The 17,971-nt window shown below is 57.1% G+C and carries 15 protein-coding genes; 9 read left to right on the top strand and 6 right to left on the bottom strand.

Annotation, left to right across the window (positions count from 1 at the left end; genetic code table 11):
- Nucleotides 1–6 precede the first annotated feature (6 nt).
- From KG007_RS06820 to KG007_RS06795, 6 genes are all read left to right on the top strand, one after another.
- A complete protein-coding gene (locus KG007_RS06820; RefSeq protein WP_213347828.1) occupies nt 7–774 on the top strand; it encodes a 3'-5' exonuclease in 768 nt (255 codons plus the stop codon).
- Nucleotides 771–2,597 carry a LysM peptidoglycan-binding domain-containing protein gene (locus KG007_RS06815; protein WP_213347827.1) on the top strand — a complete coding sequence of 609 codons (1,827 nt, stop codon included), beginning with the start codon at nt 771–773 and terminating at the stop codon, nt 2,595–2,597. Before KG007_RS06820 ends, KG007_RS06815 begins: the two co-directional genes overlap by 4 nt.
- A gap of 6 nt (nt 2,598–2,603) precedes the next feature.
- Complete coding sequence (locus KG007_RS06810) at nt 2,604–3,251, top strand: redox-sensing transcriptional repressor Rex (protein WP_195460489.1); 648 nt, start codon at nt 2,604–2,606, stop codon at nt 3,249–3,251.
- 22 nt (nt 3,252–3,273) lie between these two features.
- A complete protein-coding gene (locus KG007_RS06805; RefSeq protein WP_195460488.1) occupies nt 3,274–3,906 on the top strand; it encodes an FAD synthase in 633 nt (210 codons plus the stop codon).
- 7 nt (nt 3,907–3,913) lie between these two features.
- The gene (locus tag KG007_RS06800) at nt 3,914–4,327 is read left to right on the top strand and encodes an acyl-CoA thioesterase (RefSeq protein ID WP_213347826.1); all 414 of its coding nucleotides are present in this window, start codon (nt 3,914–3,916) and stop codon (nt 4,325–4,327) included.
- 166 nt (nt 4,328–4,493) lie between these two features.
- Nucleotides 4,494–6,134: an ABC-F family ATP-binding cassette domain-containing protein gene (locus KG007_RS06795; protein WP_213347825.1), complete on the top strand. Its 1,641-nt coding sequence runs from the start codon at nt 4,494–4,496 to the stop codon at nt 6,132–6,134.
- 82 nt (nt 6,135–6,216) lie between these two features.
- Here KG007_RS06795 and KG007_RS06790 read toward each other — a convergent pair whose 3' ends face one another.
- Together KG007_RS06790 and htpG are read right to left on the bottom strand one after the other, a co-directional pair.
- Nucleotides 6,217–8,112 carry a TlpA family protein disulfide reductase gene (locus KG007_RS06790; RefSeq protein WP_213347824.1) on the bottom strand — a complete coding sequence of 632 codons (1,896 nt, stop codon included), beginning with the start codon at nt 8,110–8,112 and terminating at the stop codon, nt 6,217–6,219.
- A 160-nt stretch (nt 8,113–8,272) separates the two neighbouring features.
- A complete protein-coding gene (gene htpG, locus KG007_RS06785) occupies nt 8,273–10,333 on the bottom strand; it encodes a molecular chaperone HtpG (protein WP_213347823.1) in 2,061 nt (686 codons plus the stop codon).
- Nucleotides 10,334–10,499: 166 nt separating this feature from the next.
- Between htpG and KG007_RS06780 the strand changes: the two genes are divergently transcribed.
- Nucleotides 10,500–11,018 (top strand): nitroreductase family protein, encoded by a 519-nt coding sequence (locus KG007_RS06780; RefSeq protein ID WP_195460478.1) that lies wholly within the window; start codon nt 10,500–10,502, stop codon nt 11,016–11,018.
- A gap of 33 nt (nt 11,019–11,051) precedes the next feature.
- Here KG007_RS06780 and KG007_RS06775 read toward each other — a convergent pair whose 3' ends face one another.
- The 3 genes from KG007_RS06775 to dnaE are packed head-to-tail and all read right to left on the bottom strand — an operon-like array spanning nt 11,052 to nt 16,210.
- Complete coding sequence (locus KG007_RS06775) at nt 11,052–12,044, bottom strand: aldose 1-epimerase (protein ID WP_213347822.1); 993 nt, start codon at nt 12,042–12,044, stop codon at nt 11,052–11,054.
- 3 nt (nt 12,045–12,047) lie between these two features.
- A complete protein-coding gene (gene trxA / locus KG007_RS06770) occupies nt 12,048–12,362 on the bottom strand; it encodes a thioredoxin (RefSeq protein WP_195460475.1) in 315 nt (104 codons plus the stop codon).
- 35 nt (nt 12,363–12,397) lie between these two features.
- Nucleotides 12,398–16,210 carry a DNA polymerase III subunit alpha gene (gene dnaE / locus KG007_RS06765; RefSeq protein ID WP_195460473.1) on the bottom strand — a complete coding sequence of 1,271 codons (3,813 nt, stop codon included), beginning with the start codon at nt 16,208–16,210 and terminating at the stop codon, nt 12,398–12,400.
- A gap of 206 nt (nt 16,211–16,416) precedes the next feature.
- Between dnaE and KG007_RS06760 the strand changes: the two genes are divergently transcribed.
- Nucleotides 16,417–16,626, top strand: a complete 210-nt coding sequence (locus tag KG007_RS06760) for a putative signal transducing protein (RefSeq protein WP_195460471.1) — start codon at nt 16,417–16,419, stop codon at nt 16,624–16,626.
- The gene (locus KG007_RS06755; protein WP_213347821.1) at nt 16,623–17,174 is read left to right on the top strand and encodes a DUF1643 domain-containing protein; all 552 of its coding nucleotides are present in this window, start codon (nt 16,623–16,625) and stop codon (nt 17,172–17,174) included. Before KG007_RS06760 ends, KG007_RS06755 begins: the two co-directional genes overlap by 4 nt.
- Nucleotides 17,175–17,207: 33 nt before the next feature.
- Here the strand turns inward: KG007_RS06755 and KG007_RS06750 are convergent, their stop codons facing one another.
- Nucleotides 17,208–17,948 (bottom strand): energy transducer TonB, encoded by a 741-nt coding sequence (locus tag KG007_RS06750; RefSeq protein ID WP_213347820.1) that lies wholly within the window; start codon nt 17,946–17,948, stop codon nt 17,208–17,210.
- Nucleotides 17,949–17,971: the final 23 nt, after the last annotated feature.

Below are 17,971 nucleotides of genomic sequence, written 5' to 3'. Positions count from 1 at the left end.
CAACGGATGAAGTTAAACCTCAAACGCCCGATCATATTTTTCGACCTCGAAACCACCGGCGTGGATACCGCACGGGACCGCATCGTGGAAATTTCGATGATAAAGGTCATGCCCGACGGCGAAGAGATCACCAAAACCCGGCGGCTGAACCCCGAGATGCACATTCCCGAGGAAGCTACGGCCGTACACGGAATCACGGACGAGGACGTGAAGGACTGCCCGACGTTCGCGCAGGTGGCGCGTTCGCTCGAACAGTTTGTCCGCGGCTGCGATTTCGGCGGTTTCAACTCGAACCGCTTCGACCTGCCGGTGCTGGTCGAGGAGTTCCTGCGCGCCGGTGTGGACGTGGATTTCAAACGCCGCAAGTTCATCGACGTGCAAAATATCTTCCACAAGAAGGAACAGCGCACGCTGGTAGCGGCCTATAAGTTCTACTGCGACCGCAACCTGGAGGACGCCCACTCGGCCGAAGCCGACACGAAGGCTACCTACGAGGTGCTGATGGCCCAGTTGGACCGGTACGACGATTTGGAGAACGACATCGACAAGCTGGCCGAATACTCGTGCCGCGCCGAGGCGGCCGACTATGCCGGGCGCATCCTCTTCAACGAGAAGGGCGAGGAGGTTTTCGGGTTCGGCAAGTACAAGGGGCGTTCGGTCGCCGAGGTATTCCGCATCGAACCCAGTTATTACGCCTGGATGATGAACGGCGATTTCCCGCTCTACACCAAGAAGGTCATCACCGAAATCCGGATGCGCGAAAAAATGAAATGACGATGAAACGACTCTTTGCCACACTCCTGCTGATCGCGTGGGGACTTTGCGCCCTGGCGGCCGGGAAGTCCCAGACGATCGTCTACATCAACGGTGCGAAGTATTATATCCACACGGTGCAGGCGGGCGAGACGCTCTACGGACTTTCGAAAACCTACGGGGTGGGCGAGAAGGTGATTCTCGAAAACAACCCCTCGATTGCCCGCGGCCTGAAAACTGCCGAGAACATCAAGATTCCCTTCGTGGCCGATGTTCCCGAACCCAAATCGGACAAGAAGCTGCGCAAGACTTTCGATTTCCACTTCATCTCGAAGGGCGAGACGCTCTACGCTATTTCGCGTCAGTATGAAATTCCGGTAAAAACCATCCTGGAGGACAATCCGAACCTCGATCCGCTGCACATGCGCCTCGGCGAACGGATTCTGATCCGCAAGAAACAGATCGGATCGGAGGACGAAGCCGGCACGAAAGAGCAGTGGGAGGAGTACCGCCAGTCGCTGAACAGCGTAGCCGACAAGGGAACGGCCTACCACATCGTCCATCCGGGCGAAACGTTCTATTCGCTTTCGCGCCGCTTCGGGATCACGGAAGCCGAGTTCAGTGCGCTCAACGGGGGGTTGAAACCCGCGGACCTCAAGGCCGGGGCCATGGTCAAGATTCCTGCACCCGAGGCCGGACAGGCCCCTGCGAGCGCCGACAGCCTCCAGCACCGGGACAGTGTTCCGGATGCAGAGCCCCAGGCCGTACAGATCGACTTCAGGGCGCTCCGGGCCAGCGAGCCGCTCAATGTGGCGCTGCTGCTGCCCCTTGCCGTCGACGGCGAAGCCAACGGCAACTACCTGGAGTTTTACCAGGGTTTCCTGCTGGGACTGGACAGCGTAAAGACCAAATACGGCCGTTCGGTGAACGTAGACCTCTACAACACGGCCCGCGATTCGGCACGCATCCGCGAGATCGTCGAAAGCGACGCTTTCCGGAAAGCGAACCTGATCGTCGGTCCCGTCTACGAAGAGGGACTGGCCCCGGTGCTCCGTTTCGCCGAGCGCAAACAGGTCCCCGTGGTATCGCCGCTGGCCAATATCGAAGCGATGAACAGCGACGCGCTGTTCCAGCTCGCTCCCGACCCTTCGCGCAAGTACGAGAAGGCGGGTGACCTGATCAACGGCGACAGGCGTGTGACGCTGATCTACACCGAGACGACCGACAAGGAGTTCGAACGCGAGATGCTCGCGCTGCTGGGCGATTCGGAATACCGCCGGTACACCTATAAATACGAGCATCCTTCGTCCCGCTCGGCCAACAGCCCGAGCGACCTCACACCGCTGCTGGAAAATACGGACGACAACGTCTTCATCATTCTCTCCGACAGCGAGGTGGACATCGACCGCATTCTCGCGGCCCTCGCGTCGGCCGATACGAGCCTCACGAGCCGCGGCCGCACGGCCCCGCGTTTCGTGGTGCTGGGCAATACCCGCTGGAACCGCTACAACACCGTCGATCGCGCGATGTTCTTCAAAGACCGTGTGATCTTCTTCTCGACCTACCACGCCAAGCGCGATTCGCAGACCGTGAAGGCGTTCGACAACGCCTATATCCGTTCGTTCGGCGCGCTTCCGACACTCTTCTCATACCGGGGTTACGACACGGCGATGATCTTCGCCCCGGCCATGTACGGCGACATCGAGTACGACCTCGAAGGCCGCCGCTATACGCCGTTGCAGACGACCTACCTGTTCGGACAGGACGAAGGCCGCGACAACCACGTCAACCGCAACTGGACACGGGTCAACTACAACAGCGATTTCACCATAACCATCGAATAGAGAACCATGGCATCCTTGACGAATACGATTCCGGAGAAAACCATCGAACGGCTGAGCGAATACCGCCGTACGCTGCTTGCCAGCCACCGGCAGGGTATCACGCACATTTTTTCGCATGTGCTGGCGGGTATCCACGGCATCACCGCCGTGCAGGTGCGCCGCGATCTGATGCTGATCGGTTTTTCGAGCGATACGAAGAAGGGCTACGACGTGCAGGTGCTGATCGAGTACATCAGCCGCATCCTCGACAGCCCCTCGGCGATGAACATCGCTGTGCTGGGCATGGGCCACCTGGGCCAGGCCATCACCAAATACTTCAACGGCAAAGGCCTCAAGCTGCGGATCACGGCGGCGTTCGATGTCGATCCCGGAAAGGTCGGCAAGACCATCGACGGCATCCCGTGCTACCACATGGACACCTTCGAAGAGGTGGTCGAGGACAAGGATATTTCGATCGTCATAGTTTCGTCGCCGACGAAAGTGGCCCCGAGCCTCGTGCTGCCGATCATCAACGCCGGCATACGGGGCGTGTTGAACTTCACCTCCACGCCGCTGAATTTCCCCCAGGGAATCATCGTCGAGAACTACGACATCACCACGCTGCTCGAAAAAGTCGCCTACTTCGTCAAGGAGAGCGACGGCAGCAACTCGTAAACGCGTGCCGGGAGAGGGAGAGATGAGGGTTTTTCACGGTTTCGATACGCTTCCGCAATTCGTCCGTCCGGCGGTGACCGTCGGGTCGTACGACGGCGTACACCTGGGCCACCGGGCTTTGATCGGGCGGCTGGTCGCCGAAGCCCGCGCCAACGGCGGCGAGAGTATCGTGCTGACCTTCGAGCCGCATCCGCGCATCACGCTGGGCCGGGCCGAAGGGCTGCGCCTGCTGACGACGCTCGACGAGAAACTGTCCCTGCTGGCGGAACTGGGAGTCGACAATGTAATCGTCATACCGTTCGACCGAACGTTCAGTGCCCTCTCCGGCGAGGAGTTCGTGAACGACTACCTGATCGGCCGGGTCGGAGCCGAAACCCTCGTTGCAGGTTTCAACCACCGCTTCGGCCATGACCGGATCGACTGCGAGGCGCTCGCAGCGCCGGGACGACTGAAGGTCGTGAAAGTCGAACCGTGCAGCGTTGGCGGTATGAACGTCAGTTCGACAAAGATCCGGCGCCTGTTGGAAGAGGGAAAAACCGCAGAGGCCGAATTGCTGTTAGGCCCCCGGCCCGGGAAGCCGGTTTCAGAGGCGATGGACCGCTCCGATGCTGCCGGCCCGAATCCGTACCCCGGAAAATTAAAAACGAAAAAATAGAGAAGCCATGTTAAGCCACGATTGTCAGATACGCGTGTGGTACAAACACACCGACCAGATGGCCATTTGCCACCATTCGAATTACATCTGCTACTACGAAGCCGCCCGCAGCGAGTTTCTGCGCGAGTTAGGCATGTCGTTCGCCGAAGTCGAACGCCGGGGGATCATGATGCCGATCCTCGAAGTGCAGTCTAAATACCGCAAACCTGCCTATTTCGACGAACTGCTGACGGTGCGCATCATCCTCAGGGAGATTCCCAGCACACGCATCAATTTCTTCTACGAAATCTACAACGAGAAGGGCGACCTGCTGAACACGGGCATGACGCAGTTGGGTTTTATACACAGCGATTCGCGGCGTCCGTGCCGCTGTCCGGAGTGGTTCCTGGAACTGATCCGAAACCGTTGGACCGAAGAATAAAACCCCGATTTTCGGGCTATTCCACGCCGCTTCGCAACCCGAAGCGGTTTTTTCGGTTCTATAACGGCACTTTTATCATCCGTAAGGTTTTGCCGTGCCGCACGCTGTCCAATTTTGGAGGCGTCCGTCCTTTTTCGTACCTTTACCGCTCAATTTGCAATAACTTATGATTTCAATAGACTCCCTGACCGTAGAGTTCAGCGGCACGACGCTTTTCAAAGACATTTCGTTCGTCATCGGCGACAAGGACCGGATCGCCCTGATGGGCAAGAACGGAGCCGGCAAATCGACCCTGCTGAAGATCATCGCCGGGGTGCGAACCCCAACGCGCGGCCGTGTAACGGTGAGCGAGGGCGGCAAAGTGGGGTATCTGCCCCAGCACCTGACGGTAGAAGACGGCCGCACGCTCGTCGAAGAGACCTCGCGGGCTTTCGAACACCTGTTCGAGATCGAGCGGCAGATCGCGGCGCTCAACGAGCAGCTCACGACCCGCACCGACTATGAAAGCGAATCGTACATGCGCCTGATCGAGGAGGTGACGGCCATTTCCGAGAAATTCTATGCCGTGGACCTCACCAACTATCAGGAGGATGTGGAACGCATCCTTTTGGGTCTGGGTTTCGAACGCTCGGACTTCACGCGGCAGACTTCCGAATTTTCGGGCGGATGGCGCATGCGCATCGAACTGGCCAAACTGCTGCTTCAGAAACCCGACCTGCTGTTGCTGGACGAGCCTACGAACCACCTCGACATCGAATCCATCGAATGGCTGGAGGATTTTCTGATGAACAACGCCAAGGCCGTGATGGTCATTTCACACGACAAGGCCTTCGTGGATCACATCACAACACGTACCATCGAGATCACGCGCGGACGCATCTACGACTACAAGGTCAACTATTCGCATTACCTGGAACTACGGCGCGAACGGCGCGAGCAGCAGCAGGCGGCCTACGACAACCAGCAGAAGATGATCGCCGAGACCCGGGAGTTTATCGAGCGGTTCAAGGGAACCTATTCGAAGACCAACCAGGTGCAGTCGCGTGTGCGGATGCTCGAAAAACTGGAACTTATCGAGGTGGACGAGGAGGATACGTCGGCATTGAACCTGCGTTTCCCGCCTGCTCCGCGGTCGGGTTCCTATCCCGTCATCACGACCGAGCTGGGCAAGGCATACGGCAACCACCGTGTATTCAGCGACGTATCGATCACCATCGAGCGGGGCGACAAAGTCGCCTTCGTGGGCCGCAACGGCGAAGGTAAGTCCACGATGGTCAAGGCAATCATGGGCCAGATCGACTTCGAAGGTGCTATCCAGATGGGCCACAACGTCAAGATCGGCTATTTCGCGCAGAACGAAGCGTCGGGGCTCGACGAGTCGATCACCGTCTTCAAAACCATCGACGACATCGCCGTGGGCGACATCCGGACCCGTATCCGCGATATCCTCGGCGCTTTCATGTTCGGCAAGGATGCCAGCGAAAAACTCGTCAAGGTGCTTTCCGGCGGCGAGCGGACCCGTCTGGCGATGATCAAACTGCTGCTGGAGCCCGTCAACCTGCTGATTCTCGACGAGCCGACCAACCACCTCGACCTGAAGACCAAGGAAATTCTCAAGGAAGCACTGATGGCGTTCGACGGCACGCTGATCATCGTCTCCCACGACCGCGATTTTCTCGACGGACTGACGCACAAGATCTACGAATTTTCACACGGCCGCGTCATCGAGCACCTCGACGGCGTTTACGGCTTCCTCCGGAAGAAAAAGATCGAAAGTATCAGCGAGATCGAGCGGCGAAACGCATAAGGACCGGACACTTTGGGTTTTCGCCCTGCCCTGTTCCCGCCTTCAACGGAACGACCGCCCCGGAAGGAGGCGGTCGTTTTCGTTATTCGATCATTGCTTTGAGCGTCTTTTTCAGTTTGCCGTGGTCCCGCAGGTCGTTGCGCAGTTTGTAGGTTCCGTCCCTGTCGACCACCACGTAGGAGGGGATGCCGTCGACTTTGAACTGCTTGCACAGGTATTCCCACTGTTTGTCGTTCAGCCGGTAGTGCTTGCCGGCGATTTTACCGATCTGGGTCTTGTAGGTCACCAGCGGCGAAGTCTCGTTGGCGATGTAAATCCAGACCAAATCGTTGCTCTTCAACTCTCCGGTCTTGAGCGGCTCGTTGGCCTTGATCGCGGCCTGGCACGGTCCGCACCAGGTGTTCCAGAAGTCGACCATCACGACCTTGCCCTTGTAGGGCGCGACGATGGCGTCGAAGAGTTTATCGAGGCTTACGTCGGGCGCCTGCTCGATCTTTACCGTACCTTCCAGCGCAGCCAGGTCTTTGCGCACCTTGGCCTGGATGGCTTCGCAGGCCTCGGCATAGAAGGGATTTTTCAGCGACCGGAGTTCGGCGAGATCCTCTTCCGTGAGTTCGTTATTCTCGGCTTTGGAGGGCAGGAGCCCAGTTTTATGCAGGTCGGCCAGCGGGCCTTCGGTGATGTTCGCGGTTTTCGACCAGTCTACATGCGGATTCACCGCCGCAAGACGGTAATCGCCGATATTGGAACCCATCACCAGTTTGGGATCGGTAGCGTCGAAAAGGTTGCAGACAGCGGCGATATGCTCCGGACCGATCTCTGCGAATTTGTAATCGATTTTGTCGCTGCGCTCCCATTTGTTGTTCACCGCCCGGTAGTTATGCTCCATCAGGAACGTGCCGGATGCGATAGCTAGAAGTGTTTCCTGCTGCAATGAAAGTAACGACATTTCCTTGACCATCTCCGACATGCCGCTGCGGGCGACGCTGTCGGAGAGCGCCTTGTATTTCGACACGATCATCTGCGTATATTCGTCCGCCGTCATCCGGTAGTCGGCGAATTCACCCGTGTATTTGTTGAGCGCGATCCTTCCGCATTCGTTCCGGTCGCAGAGCATATTCAGATCGGCATAGGCTCCCGTTGCATACAGAGTGTGGTTATGCGGAGCTTCGTGCTCCTTGTCGCGGCGCTGGACGATGGATTTTCCTTTCTCCGCAAGGTCGATGTAGATATCCGCCGTCTCCCCGGGGGCCGTCCAGAAACTCACGAACATCGAACTGGGACTGACGGGTTCGCCAAAGATCAGCGATGTACCGTATTGTTCGAACCGGAAGGTCGCAACGCCGCTTTCGGGGTCTACCGGCGCATCGTACTGTTTCTGTCTGTCGAACAGCGAATTGACATAAAGCGTCGCCTCCTTGAACATCCCTTCGCGGAACCCTAAGAAATGAACGTTTACGGTCGTCTCGCCGACCGCCAAAATCGGATCGGGCACAGGACCGTCCTTCGGGGCTTTGCGCAGTGCCTTCGGCAAGCCTTCGGGATATTCGGGATACTCCTTTTTACCCGTCAGGTCTATGCCGTAGAGTTTGAAACAGTCGTCGCAGTCCGATTCGATAAAGTCGAACGATTTCGTGCCGCGGGGCAGAGGCGGGAACTTGAGTACGAACGACGCTTCGCCCGAATCGGGCATCCAGAACAGCGAGTCGGGTGTGATTCCTTCGGCCTCCGTCAGGCGGAATTTCATGGCGGGAACCTGCAGGTAGCTGTCCGACGAAATGACGATCCAGTTTTTGGGCCGGAAGTAGGCGTTCACATGCAGCACGGTCGCCGTGTCGCTCAGTTCGACTTTCACGATGTCGAGCGTTCGCGTGTTGGCCGTTTCGATCAGCGGGTTTTCCACGACGCGGTCGGCCGGGGTACAGGACGACAGGAACGTTCCGGCCGCCGCGGTAATCAGGATCAGGAGGTTTTTCATAAGGGTTGGATTTGTAGTGATAAAACAAATATAACGATTTGTTTCTCAGATTATACCGTTTGGACGCAATAATCGCGGAAAAAGTTACGGAATAAGTACGGCGAAAACAAAAAAGGCCGCACCCGAAAGTGCAGCCTCTCCCACAAAAGTTTTTCGGAACCTATTTTTCGATCAGCGAAATCGAACGCTGAATGAAATCCGTCAGGTTCTTGCCCTTGAGCATGCCGTTGGTCAGCAGCGCCAGGTCGATGATCTGCTTGACAAGGCGGTTTTCACTGCCGATCTCGCGCAGGCGTTCGTTGCGCTCGTCGCGCAGGGAAACGATCTTCTTCGACAACTCCTCGCGGGTCGATTTCTCCTCCGCCGAGAGATCTTCTTCCTTCTTGTCCTTCACGACCTCGTCGAAACGTTTCTCTTCGGCCACCGCCGCATCGATTTTTTTGGTGATCGTCTTGAGCTTGTCGCCGTAAGATTTCTCCACGTCGGCCAGGATGTCGATGACGATAGGGTGGTTGCCGTTCACCGCAATGGTGAAGTTGTCGGGCATCTGGCCGTAGAACTGGCTCATACCGCCGCCGCCCGTCTGGGCCATCTCCTTCATGCGGCGCATGAACTCGTTCTGCGTGATGACCACCGGCGCCTCGTCGGGCGACATGGCCTCGAACGAAATGTTGTAGTGAATCTTCTCGTCCTTGGGCATCTGGCTCTCAAACACGGGCGTCAGCACCTCCTGCTGACCTTCGCTGAGCGACATCTTGACGTTCTCCTCCTTCTGGATCAGTTTGTCGATCACGTCGCTGTCCACGCGCACGAAACGGCTCTCCTTGTTCTTCGACTCGTACCAGTTGACGTAGTGGTTGTCCAACTGTCCGTCCATGACGAGCACGTCGTACCCCTTACCTTTGGCCGCTTCGAGGAACGTGTGTTTCTCCACGGGGTCGTCGACGTAAAGGAAAATCACCGTCTTGTTCTTGTCGGTCTGGTTCTCCTTGACCTTCTCGACATACTCTTTGGGGGTGAAGTACTTGCCTTCGATGTTCTTCCAGAGCATGATCTCCGCGGCTTTCTCAGCGAACTTCTCGTCGGTGAGGATGCCGTACTGGATGAAGATTTTCAGGTCGTCCCACTTCGATTCATAGTCCGAACGCATCGTCGTGAACAACTCCTGCAGGCGGTCTGCGACCTTGCGGGTGATGTAGCTCGAAATCTTCTTCACATTGGCGTCGCTCTGCAGGTAGCTGCGCGAAACGTTCAGCGGAATGTCCGGCGAGTCGATCACGCCGTGCAGCAGCGTCAGGTACTCCGGTACGATGCCCTCGACCTGGTCGGTCACATACACCTGATTCGAGTAGAGCTGTATCTTGTTCTTCTGAATCTCGAAATTGTTGTGAATCTTCGGGAAATAGAGGATACCCGTCAGGTGGAACGGATAGTCGATGTTCAGGTGGATCGAGAACAGCGGTTCGTCGCTCATCGGGTACAGTTCGTGGTAGAACTCCTTGTATTGCTCCTCGGTGATCTCCGCGGGCTTGCGGGTCCACAGCGGATCGATGTTGTTGATGATGTTGTCTTTGTCGGTATCGACATATTTACCGTCCTTCCACTCCTTGACCTTGCCGAAGGCGATGGGCACGGGCAGGAAGCGGCAGTATTTCTTCAGCAGGCCTTCGATCTTCGAATCCTCGGCATACTCCAGCGTGTCTTCCGCAAGGTGCAGGACGATCGTCGTACCGCGGTCACGGGCCTCGTCGGTCTCCTCCATTTCGAACTCGGGCGACCCGGTGCAGCTCCAATGCACCGTTTTAGCTCCCTCCTTAAAGGATTTCGTGAAGATTTCGACCTTGTCGGCGACCATGAACGAAGAGTAGAAGCCCAGTCCGAAGTGCCCGATGATGGCCTGGTTCTTATATTTCTCCATAAACTCCTCGGCTCCCGAGAAAGCGATCTGGTTGATGTATTTGTCCACCTCTTCGGCCGTCATACCCACGCCGCGGTCCGTCACCGTGAGCGTCTTTTTATCCTTGTCCGCGGCTACATGGATCGTCAGGTCGCCCAGTTCGCCCTTGGCCTCGCCGATCGACGAAAGGGTCTTCAGTTTCTGGGTGGCATCCACGGCATTCGAGATCAACTCACGCAGGAAAATTTCATGGTCTGAGTAAAGGAATTTTTTGATCACGGGGAAAATGTTCTCCGTTGTAACTCCGATTTTTCCGTTTTTCATAGTTTTTATCGTTGTTGTTTTTATGATTTCCTGCTTCTGATTCAACAAACGGTGTGCCAGCGCCTTTTTTCTGACAGAATGTCAGTGCCGACTGACAAATTCTGCCGCAGGGAGGGATTGCCGTGGCCCGATTTTTATTACCTTTGCCTTTGTAAACTGAAAAAGCATGGATTTTCTAGCATTGGCGAAGAAGCGGTACGCCTGCCGCAAATACCTCGACAAACAGGTCGAGCCGGAGAAGCTGGCCCTTATCCTCGAAGCCGGCCGTGTAGCTCCCACGGGAGCCAACCGCCAGCCCCAGCGGCTGGTAGTCGTGCAATCGAAAGAAGGGATGGAGCGCCTTGCGCGCTGTACGCGTAATTTCGGAGCTCCGACGGCTATCATCGTCTGCGCCGATACTGACGAGGTGTGGACCCGCAAGTACGACGACAAGAAGATCGGCGACATCGACGCTTCGATCGTCACCGACCACATGATGCTCGCCGCGGCATCGCTGGACCTCGACACGCTGTGGATCTGTATGTTCAAGCCCGAAGCCGTGCGCGAGGAGTTCTCGCTGCCCGAACATGTGGAACCCGTCAATATCCTGCTCGTCGGCTACGGGGAAGGCATCCCGTCCGATCCCGACCGTCACGACATGCTGCGCAAACCGCTGTCGGAAACGGTGTTCAATGAGTCGTTCTAAATAAAAGAGGAGGTCTTCGGACCTCCTCTTTTATTATTTAGCGTAGAGCCGGAAAGTCATGCGCCACGATTCGCCCGGAGCGATGGACCGGAATCCTTCGGCCGCGGGTGCGGCGAGGTTGGGGGCGTTCGTAGTCCACGACTGCGGTTCGGGACAACAGTAGGGGACCTGCCCGCCGTTGTTCCAGATCGTCCAGTAGGTCGTCTGGGAATCCACCTCGTAAAAGGTCCTCACACCCGTACGGATATTCTCGACCAATGCACCGCGGAAATGCTTGCCGTCCACGTCGATTTCGCTCAGCGTAAACCCGGCTTCGATCGGTTCACAGCCGGTGACCCGAAGGCCTCCGCTGCGCAGTTTGGCAAATTTCTCCGACAACGGCAACTTCCTTCCTGTCGGCAGGTTACGTTCGCTGAGTTCAACCTGTTCTCCAACTGCGGCGCGCATCACGTAATCAGCGTCCGAGCCTCCTGCAAACGGAATCGACAGCGGGGTATGGAAGCCTACGCCCACGGGCATGCGCATCTTGCTGCGGTTCGAAAACATCACCTCCTGCTCCAGCCCTTCGGCCGAGAGCCAATAGGTGATTTTGCACTTGAACTCGTGCGGAAAATCGCGGAAAATCGCATCGTTGCCTGCATTGGCATAATAACGGCACTCGATCATCACCTCTTCGTCCGTCTCACGGGCTTTCGACACCATGAACGCCTCGCTCTTGAGGACGCCGTGGTGGTAGTTGTGTTCCTTCTCGATGGTGATCGGGTACTGGTACGTGCGACCTTCGAACGTATAACGGCCGTCGGCGATGCGGTTGGGCGGGAACAGGATGGGCAGTCCGAAGACCTGGGGACGGGCCTTGAAAGTCTCGACCTCGTCGGCTCCGGGCGTACGCAGAATCTCCGCGCCCAGCCTGGTGTTGGCCAGCCGCACGAGGTTGGCCCCCATCTCCGGAATAAGGATCGCCGTATAATCGCCCTTGGAAAACTCCACGCCTTTCAGTCCGTGGAAGTCGATGGTACGCAGCATCGCTTAGAGCAGTTTCTCAATTTTGGCTTTCAGGGCGTCCTTCGAGCAGGCGCCGACCTGTTTGTCGACGAGTTCGCCGCCCTTGAGGAAGATGATCGTCGGGATGTTCCTCACGCCGTACTTTATCGTGATGTCGTCGTTTTCCTCCACATCGCACTTGCCGATGACGACTTTGCCTTCGAACTCCGCAGCCAGTTCATCCACGATGGGCGACATCGTACGGCAGGGACCGCACCACTCGGCCCAGAAGTCGATAACTACCGGCTGATCGCCTGCGACCAGCGCCTCGAAATTGTCTTTGTTGATTGCTAATGCCATTGTTTCACAGTTTTAAATTATGATTTTATGTCCGATTATGCGATTGAATAGTGAATGTGGTTGTCATCCAGGAATCCGACCAAAGACGGCGAGAGGCTCACCTTGTGACTCTTCGAAAAGAGGCCCAGCGAGACCTGCGCTTCGCGGTCGTAGACGCTCAGCCGCAGCAGCGTGTCGCCCTTCGACTCCTTGACCTTCTGCGTAAGTTCGCGGATCAGCTTTTCGGTCACATCCTCGATCGGCAGGTGCACGTACATCTCCTTGATCATCGTGTCGCGCATCTCCTGGAGCTGGACCATCGAAATGATCTTGAACTCGAGTTCCTGGTCGTTGTAGGGCTTAGGCTGCACACGGCCCCGGATAAAGAGAAAATAGTCCGGAAACAGGTATTTGCGGAAGTTCTCGTAATCCTTGCCGAAGAGGGCGAACTCGTGGCCGCCGTTATAATCTTCGAGTTTGAACTTGCCCCACGGTTTGCCGGTTTTAGTCATCAGGTTCGAGACGCTTACGACCATGCCGGCCACAGCGATCTCCTGCCCTTTGATAGCGTCGAGGTTCTCCAGTTCCGAAAGCTGGGTCTTGCACATATGGTCGATGATGACCTTATAGTCGTCCAGCGGGTGTGCCGAAAGGTAGAGTCCCACCATTTCGCGCTCCTTCGTAAGTTTCTCCAACTGGCTCCAGTCGGCACAGGACGGAAGTACCGGGCGCTGGATGTCGACGTGCTCGCCGCCGCCGAACAGACTTTGCTGGGCGTTGTTCTGCTCGGTCTGGAAGCGCTGTCCGTAACGCATCAACTGCTCGATAAAGGTGATGCCGCTCGAATCGCGCAGGTCGATGCCGAAGAACTTGCAGCGGGCGAAATCCGTGATCGAGTCGAACGCCCCGGCATAAGCGAGGTTTTCGAGGCATTTGCGGTTGACGAGCGAATAGTTAACCCGCTCGATGAAGTCGTAGATATCCTTGAACGGACCGTTGGCCTTACGTTCGGCGATGATGCTCTCCACGGCTGCTGCGCCGACGCCCTTCACGGCCGCGAGACCGAAACGCACGTCACCGGCTGCGTTGGACGAGAACTGCCGCATCGATTCGTTGATGTCGGGCCCCATAACACTGATGCCCATGCGCTTACACTCGTTCATGTAAAGCGTCAACTGCTCGATGTTCGTGAGGTTTCGGCTCAGCACGGCGGCCATATACTCCGAAGGGTAGTTGGCCTTGAGGTACGCCGTCTGGTAAGCTACCCACGAGTAGCACGTGGCGTGCGACTTGTTGAACGCATAGGAGGCGAATTTCTCCCAGTCGCCCCAGATCTTTTCGAGCACCTTCGCGTCGTGGCCGTTCTTCTTGCCGCCCTCGATGAACTTGGGCTTCAGGTGGTCCAACTTGTCCTTGAGTTTCTTACCCATCGCCTTACGCAGCGTGTCCGACTCGCCGCGGGTGAAGTTGGCCAAAAGACGCGACAAGAGCATGACCTGCTCCTGGTAGACCGTGATGCCGTAGGTGTCCTTCAGGTACTTCTCCATGACGGGGATGTCGTACACGATGGGACTGCGGCCGTGCTTACGGGCGATGAAGTCGGGGATATAGTCCATCGGGCCGGGCCGGTAGAGGGCATTCATGGCGATCAGGTCCTCGAAGGTCGAGGGCTGTAATTCGCGGAGGTATTTCTGCATACCCGCGGACTCGAACTGGAACGTTCCGACGGTGCGGCCCTCGCCGTAGAGTTTATAGGTCACAGGGTCGTTGATGATCGTGAAATCGTCGATGTCGACCGCAATACCCTTGGTCTGGCGGACGTTCTCCACGGCATCCTTGATGATCGAAAGGGTCTTCAGACCCAGGAAGTCCATCTTGATAAGGCCCGTGTCCTCGATTACCGAACCTTCATACTGCGTGACGAGCATCTTCTCGCCGGTCTCCTTGTCGTCGGCCGTCGAGACGGGGACCCAGTCGGTGATGTCGTCGCGGCAGATGATCGTACCGCAAGCATGCACGCCCGTATTGCGGACGTTGCCTTCCAACATCTTGGCATAACGGATCGTGTCGCGCAGGATCGGGTTGTCCGACTGCTCGGCGGCTTTCAGCTCGGGAACGTAGTCGATGGCGGTCTGCAGGTTGAGCTTCTTGTCCGGAATCTTGTCCGGAACCAGTTTGCAGAGGCGGTCCGACTCCGAGAGCATCAGTTTCTGCACGCGCGCCACGTCCTTGATGGCCAGTTTGGTGGCCATCGTACCGTAGGTGATGATATGCGCGACCTTTTCCTTGCCGTATTTCTGCGTCACCCAGTTCAGGACGCGTCCGCGTCCGTCGTCGTCGAAGTCAACGTCGATATCGGGGAGCGAGATACGGTCAGGATTCAGAAAACGCTCGAACAGCAGGTCGTAGGCGATCGGGTCGATCTGCGTGATGCCGAGGCAGTAGGCCACAGCCGAACCTGCGGCCGAACCGCGGCCCGGTCCCACCGACACGTCCAACTCTTCGCGTGCGGCGCGTATGAAGTCCTGCACGATCAGGAAGTAGCCCGGGAAACCCATCGTCTTCATGATGTGCAGCTCGAATTTCAGTCGTTCCTCCTGCTCTTCGGTCAACTGATCGCCATAGCGCTTATGCGCGCCGTCCATCGTCAGCTTGGCCAGGTAGTCGGCTTCGAACTTGATGCGGTAGAGTTTGTCGTATCCGCCCAGTTTCTGGATTTTCTTGAGCCCGTCCTCCTCCGACATCACCACATTGCCGTTTTCGTCGCGCGTGAATTCGTCGAAAAGGTCTTTCTCCGTGAGGCGGGCGCGGTATTCGGCTTCGGTTCCGAACTCGACGGGAATTTCGAATTCGGGCATGATCGGCGCATGGTCGATCGAGTAGCACTCGACCTGGTTGCAGATGTCCACGGTCGTGGCCATCGCTTCGGGGTCGGTCTCGCCGAAGATCGCGGCCATCTCGGCCGTGGTTTTCAGCCACTCCTGTTTGGAGTAGAGCATGCGCTTGGGGTCGTCGAGGTCCTTGCCCGTCGAAAGGCAGATCAGACGGTCGTGCGCCTCGGCGTTGTCCTCGTCCACGAAATGCACGTCGTTGGTGCAGACCATCCGCACGTTGTGCTTCGCGGCCAGTTCACGCAGGTATTTGTTGACATGCAACTGCATGGGGTAGGCTTCGTGGTTGGCCCGCTCGACGGTAGCCTTGTGGAGCTGCAACTCCAGGTAATAGTCGTCGCCGAAGACCTTCTTGTGCCATTGGATCGACTCGTCGGCCTTTTCGAGGTCGTTCGCCGTAATGGCGCGCGGAACCTCGCCGGCCAGACAGGCCGAACAGCAGATCAGTCCCTCGTGGTATTTCTCGATCTCCGCACGGTCGGTTCGCGGACGCATGTAGAAACCGTCGGTCCACGCTTTCGAAACGATCTTGATGAGGTTGTGGTAACCCTTGAGGTTCTTGGCCAGCAGGATCAGGTGGTAGCCGCTCTGGTCGGGCTTGCCTTCCTTGTCGTGCAGCCGGCGGCGCGCCACGTAGACCTCGCAGCCGATGATCGGTTTGAAGGCCAGCCGGCGCTTGCACTCCGCCAACTGTTTCTCACATTTGGCGATCTCCGCAGCGGGGTCGGCACAGGCCTCCGTGCCGTCGCGCAGGGCGGCGATGCGGGCTTCGCATTCAGCGGCCTTGTCTTTATTCTTGCCTTTGACCTTCTGGACGTAATTGAAAAACTCCTTGATGCCGAACATGTCGCCGTGGTCTGTCACGGCGATGCCGGGCTGGCCGTCGGCCATGGCTTTGTCCACGAGTCGGGGGATGCTGGCCTGACCGTCCAGAATCGAATATTGGGTATGTACGTGAAGATGTACGAACTGGGGCATTGCGTCAAAATTTTGCGTATGCAAAGATAATACAAAGCGAGGGCAAAATCAAGTGCCGGGCAACTTGTTTTGCCGAAGTGCAGTCTATCTGTGCCTGAAGTTATCGTCAGACAAAGATAACGTATTTATTGAAGATTCGTGGCAGGGCTCTTGCATTTTATCAACAAAATGCTTAACTTTAAATACCGAACCAAAACCGAAAAAATATGAAAGACGACTCGTTGGTTGTACTGGCGGAGTACAACACCATTACAGAGGCCGAAATAGCCAAGTCGATGCTCGACAGCGCCGGCATCTGGTCGACTATCCGCAACGAATACATGTCGGCCATCTATCCGATCGGGACCATGCCTGCCCAGGTAGTCGTCCGCGAAGAGGAGTTCGAAAAAGCCAAAGCGATGCTGCGGCACCGATGAAACAGTGTCCTGTTATCCGCTACAAACCGACATACTGGGAAGAAACCGGGCGGGAGCAAGGCGCTTATCGCTTTATCCTGGAGCAAGCCGGGGAGAGGATGCTTTTCGTCATCGGGCTCAACCCCAGCACGGCGAATGAGTTGCGTCCGGACCCTACGCTGCGCAAGGTTACGCGGTTTGCCGCCAATGCCGGGTATGACGGATTCACCATGCTGAACCTCTCGTCCGAACGCGCCACGGACAAATGGAGCATGTCCCCGGCGCTCGACGAAGCGATGCACCAGCGCAATCTGGACGGGATAGCCCGTCTCGCGAAACGCTATCCGGCCGCCGACATCCTGGTGGCGTTCGGCAACGACATTGCCGTAAAGCCCTATTTAAAGCAGTGTTTCCGGGATATTCACTCCGTTTTAAGTACCCATCGCGGCCGTTGGCTGAAAATCGGGGATCCTACGGCAAAAGGCAATCCCCGCCATCCGCTTTACGCTCCTTATGCATACGGGCTGACCGCCTTCGACGTTATCGGCTACATCGCAAAACTCCAATAAAAAAACTCCGCCGTCGGGCGGAGTTTTTCATTTTCAGTTGCCACCGTAATTGACCCGGTAGTCGAAGGCCGTACGCTGAGGAACGCCGCGCACCTTGCGGGGCGTCCATTTCCCCTTGCTGTTGCGGATGACGCGAATCATCTCCTTCGCCAGCTTGTCGTTGGGAGTCTGCACGACCTTGTCGATCGTGATCCGTCCGTCCGGCTCGACATAGAAGCGTACGTGCGCAACTCCGTCTACGCCCTTTTCCGTAAAGCGTTCGTCGTAACGGATACGCACTTTGGCCCATTCATGGAAACTCTTCTCCGGATTCCCGCCCATAAACAACAGCGGATCGGGATTCAGTGCCCGCTCGACCTTCTCGACGGGAATGCGGATCGTCATCCGCGAAGTGTAAGAGGCCGGACGCCCGTCCGCCGTGGTTGCAGGGTTCCATTTTCCGCCCAGGCGGGCATAGGCTTCTTTCAGCACCCGGCGTGTGGCGGCCGTTGCAGGAGCGAACTCCGCACGGTCGCGACCTTCGCGTGTATTGTCCATATACGTCCATTCGGCCGCATTTCCCGTTTTGTCAATGTGCAGGGCGATCCCTACGACCGGCGAGAGCGAGTCGGCCGGAATCTGCTGCTCGACGGCGATCTTTTCAGCCATAGCGGCCATGCGCGTCATGAAAACCTGAATTACGGCTCCGTCGAAACGGGGCGGCGTCAAATCCTGCGCGAAGGCCCCGGCCCAGCAGGCGACGATTGCACAGAGAGTCAATAAGATGTTTTTCATGCGATTATAGGTTTTAGTTAAGG

Origin of the sequence: Alistipes montrealensis (assembly GCF_018362775.1) — a bacterium.
In the GTDB taxonomy this organism is placed as follows: domain Bacteria; phylum Bacteroidota; class Bacteroidia; order Bacteroidales; family Rikenellaceae; genus Alistipes; species Alistipes montrealensis.
The sequence above is the reverse complement of the archived record's forward strand: the minus strand, read 5'-3'. Positions and strand labels throughout refer to the sequence as shown.

Coding starts and splice junctions, on each gene's coding strand:
- KG007_RS06760 (WP_195460471.1), top strand. CDS start 16,417: ATGAAAGACGACTCGTTGGTTGTACTGGCGGAGTACAACACCATTACA.
- KG007_RS06790 (WP_213347824.1), bottom strand. CDS start 8,112: ATGAAAAACCTCCTGATCCTGATTACCGCGGCGGCCGGAACGTTCCTG.
- KG007_RS06810 (WP_195460489.1), top strand. CDS start 2,604: ATGGCATCCTTGACGAATACGATTCCGGAGAAAACCATCGAACGGCTG.
- trxA (WP_195460475.1), bottom strand. CDS start 12,362: ATGGCATTAGCAATCAACAAAGACAATTTCGAGGCGCTGGTCGCAGGC.
- KG007_RS06750 (WP_213347820.1), bottom strand. CDS start 17,948: ATGAAAAACATCTTATTGACTCTCTGTGCAATCGTCGCCTGCTGGGCC.
- KG007_RS06780 (WP_195460478.1), top strand. CDS start 10,500: ATGGATTTTCTAGCATTGGCGAAGAAGCGGTACGCCTGCCGCAAATAC.
- KG007_RS06775 (WP_213347822.1), bottom strand. CDS start 12,044: ATGCTGCGTACCATCGACTTCCACGGACTGAAAGGCGTGGAGTTTTCC.
- htpG (WP_213347823.1), bottom strand. CDS start 10,333: ATGAAAAACGGAAAAATCGGAGTTACAACGGAGAACATTTTCCCCGTG.
- KG007_RS06755 (WP_213347821.1), top strand. CDS start 16,623: ATGAAACAGTGTCCTGTTATCCGCTACAAACCGACATACTGGGAAGAA.
- KG007_RS06820 (WP_213347828.1), top strand. CDS start 7: ATGAAGTTAAACCTCAAACGCCCGATCATATTTTTCGACCTCGAAACC.
- KG007_RS06815 (WP_213347827.1), top strand. CDS start 771: ATGACGATGAAACGACTCTTTGCCACACTCCTGCTGATCGCGTGGGGA.
- KG007_RS06795 (WP_213347825.1), top strand. CDS start 4,494: ATGATTTCAATAGACTCCCTGACCGTAGAGTTCAGCGGCACGACGCTT.
- KG007_RS06800 (WP_213347826.1), top strand. CDS start 3,914: ATGTTAAGCCACGATTGTCAGATACGCGTGTGGTACAAACACACCGAC.
- dnaE (WP_195460473.1), bottom strand. CDS start 16,210: ATGCCCCAGTTCGTACATCTTCACGTACATACCCAATATTCGATTCTG.
- KG007_RS06805 (WP_195460488.1), top strand. CDS start 3,274: ATGAGGGTTTTTCACGGTTTCGATACGCTTCCGCAATTCGTCCGTCCG.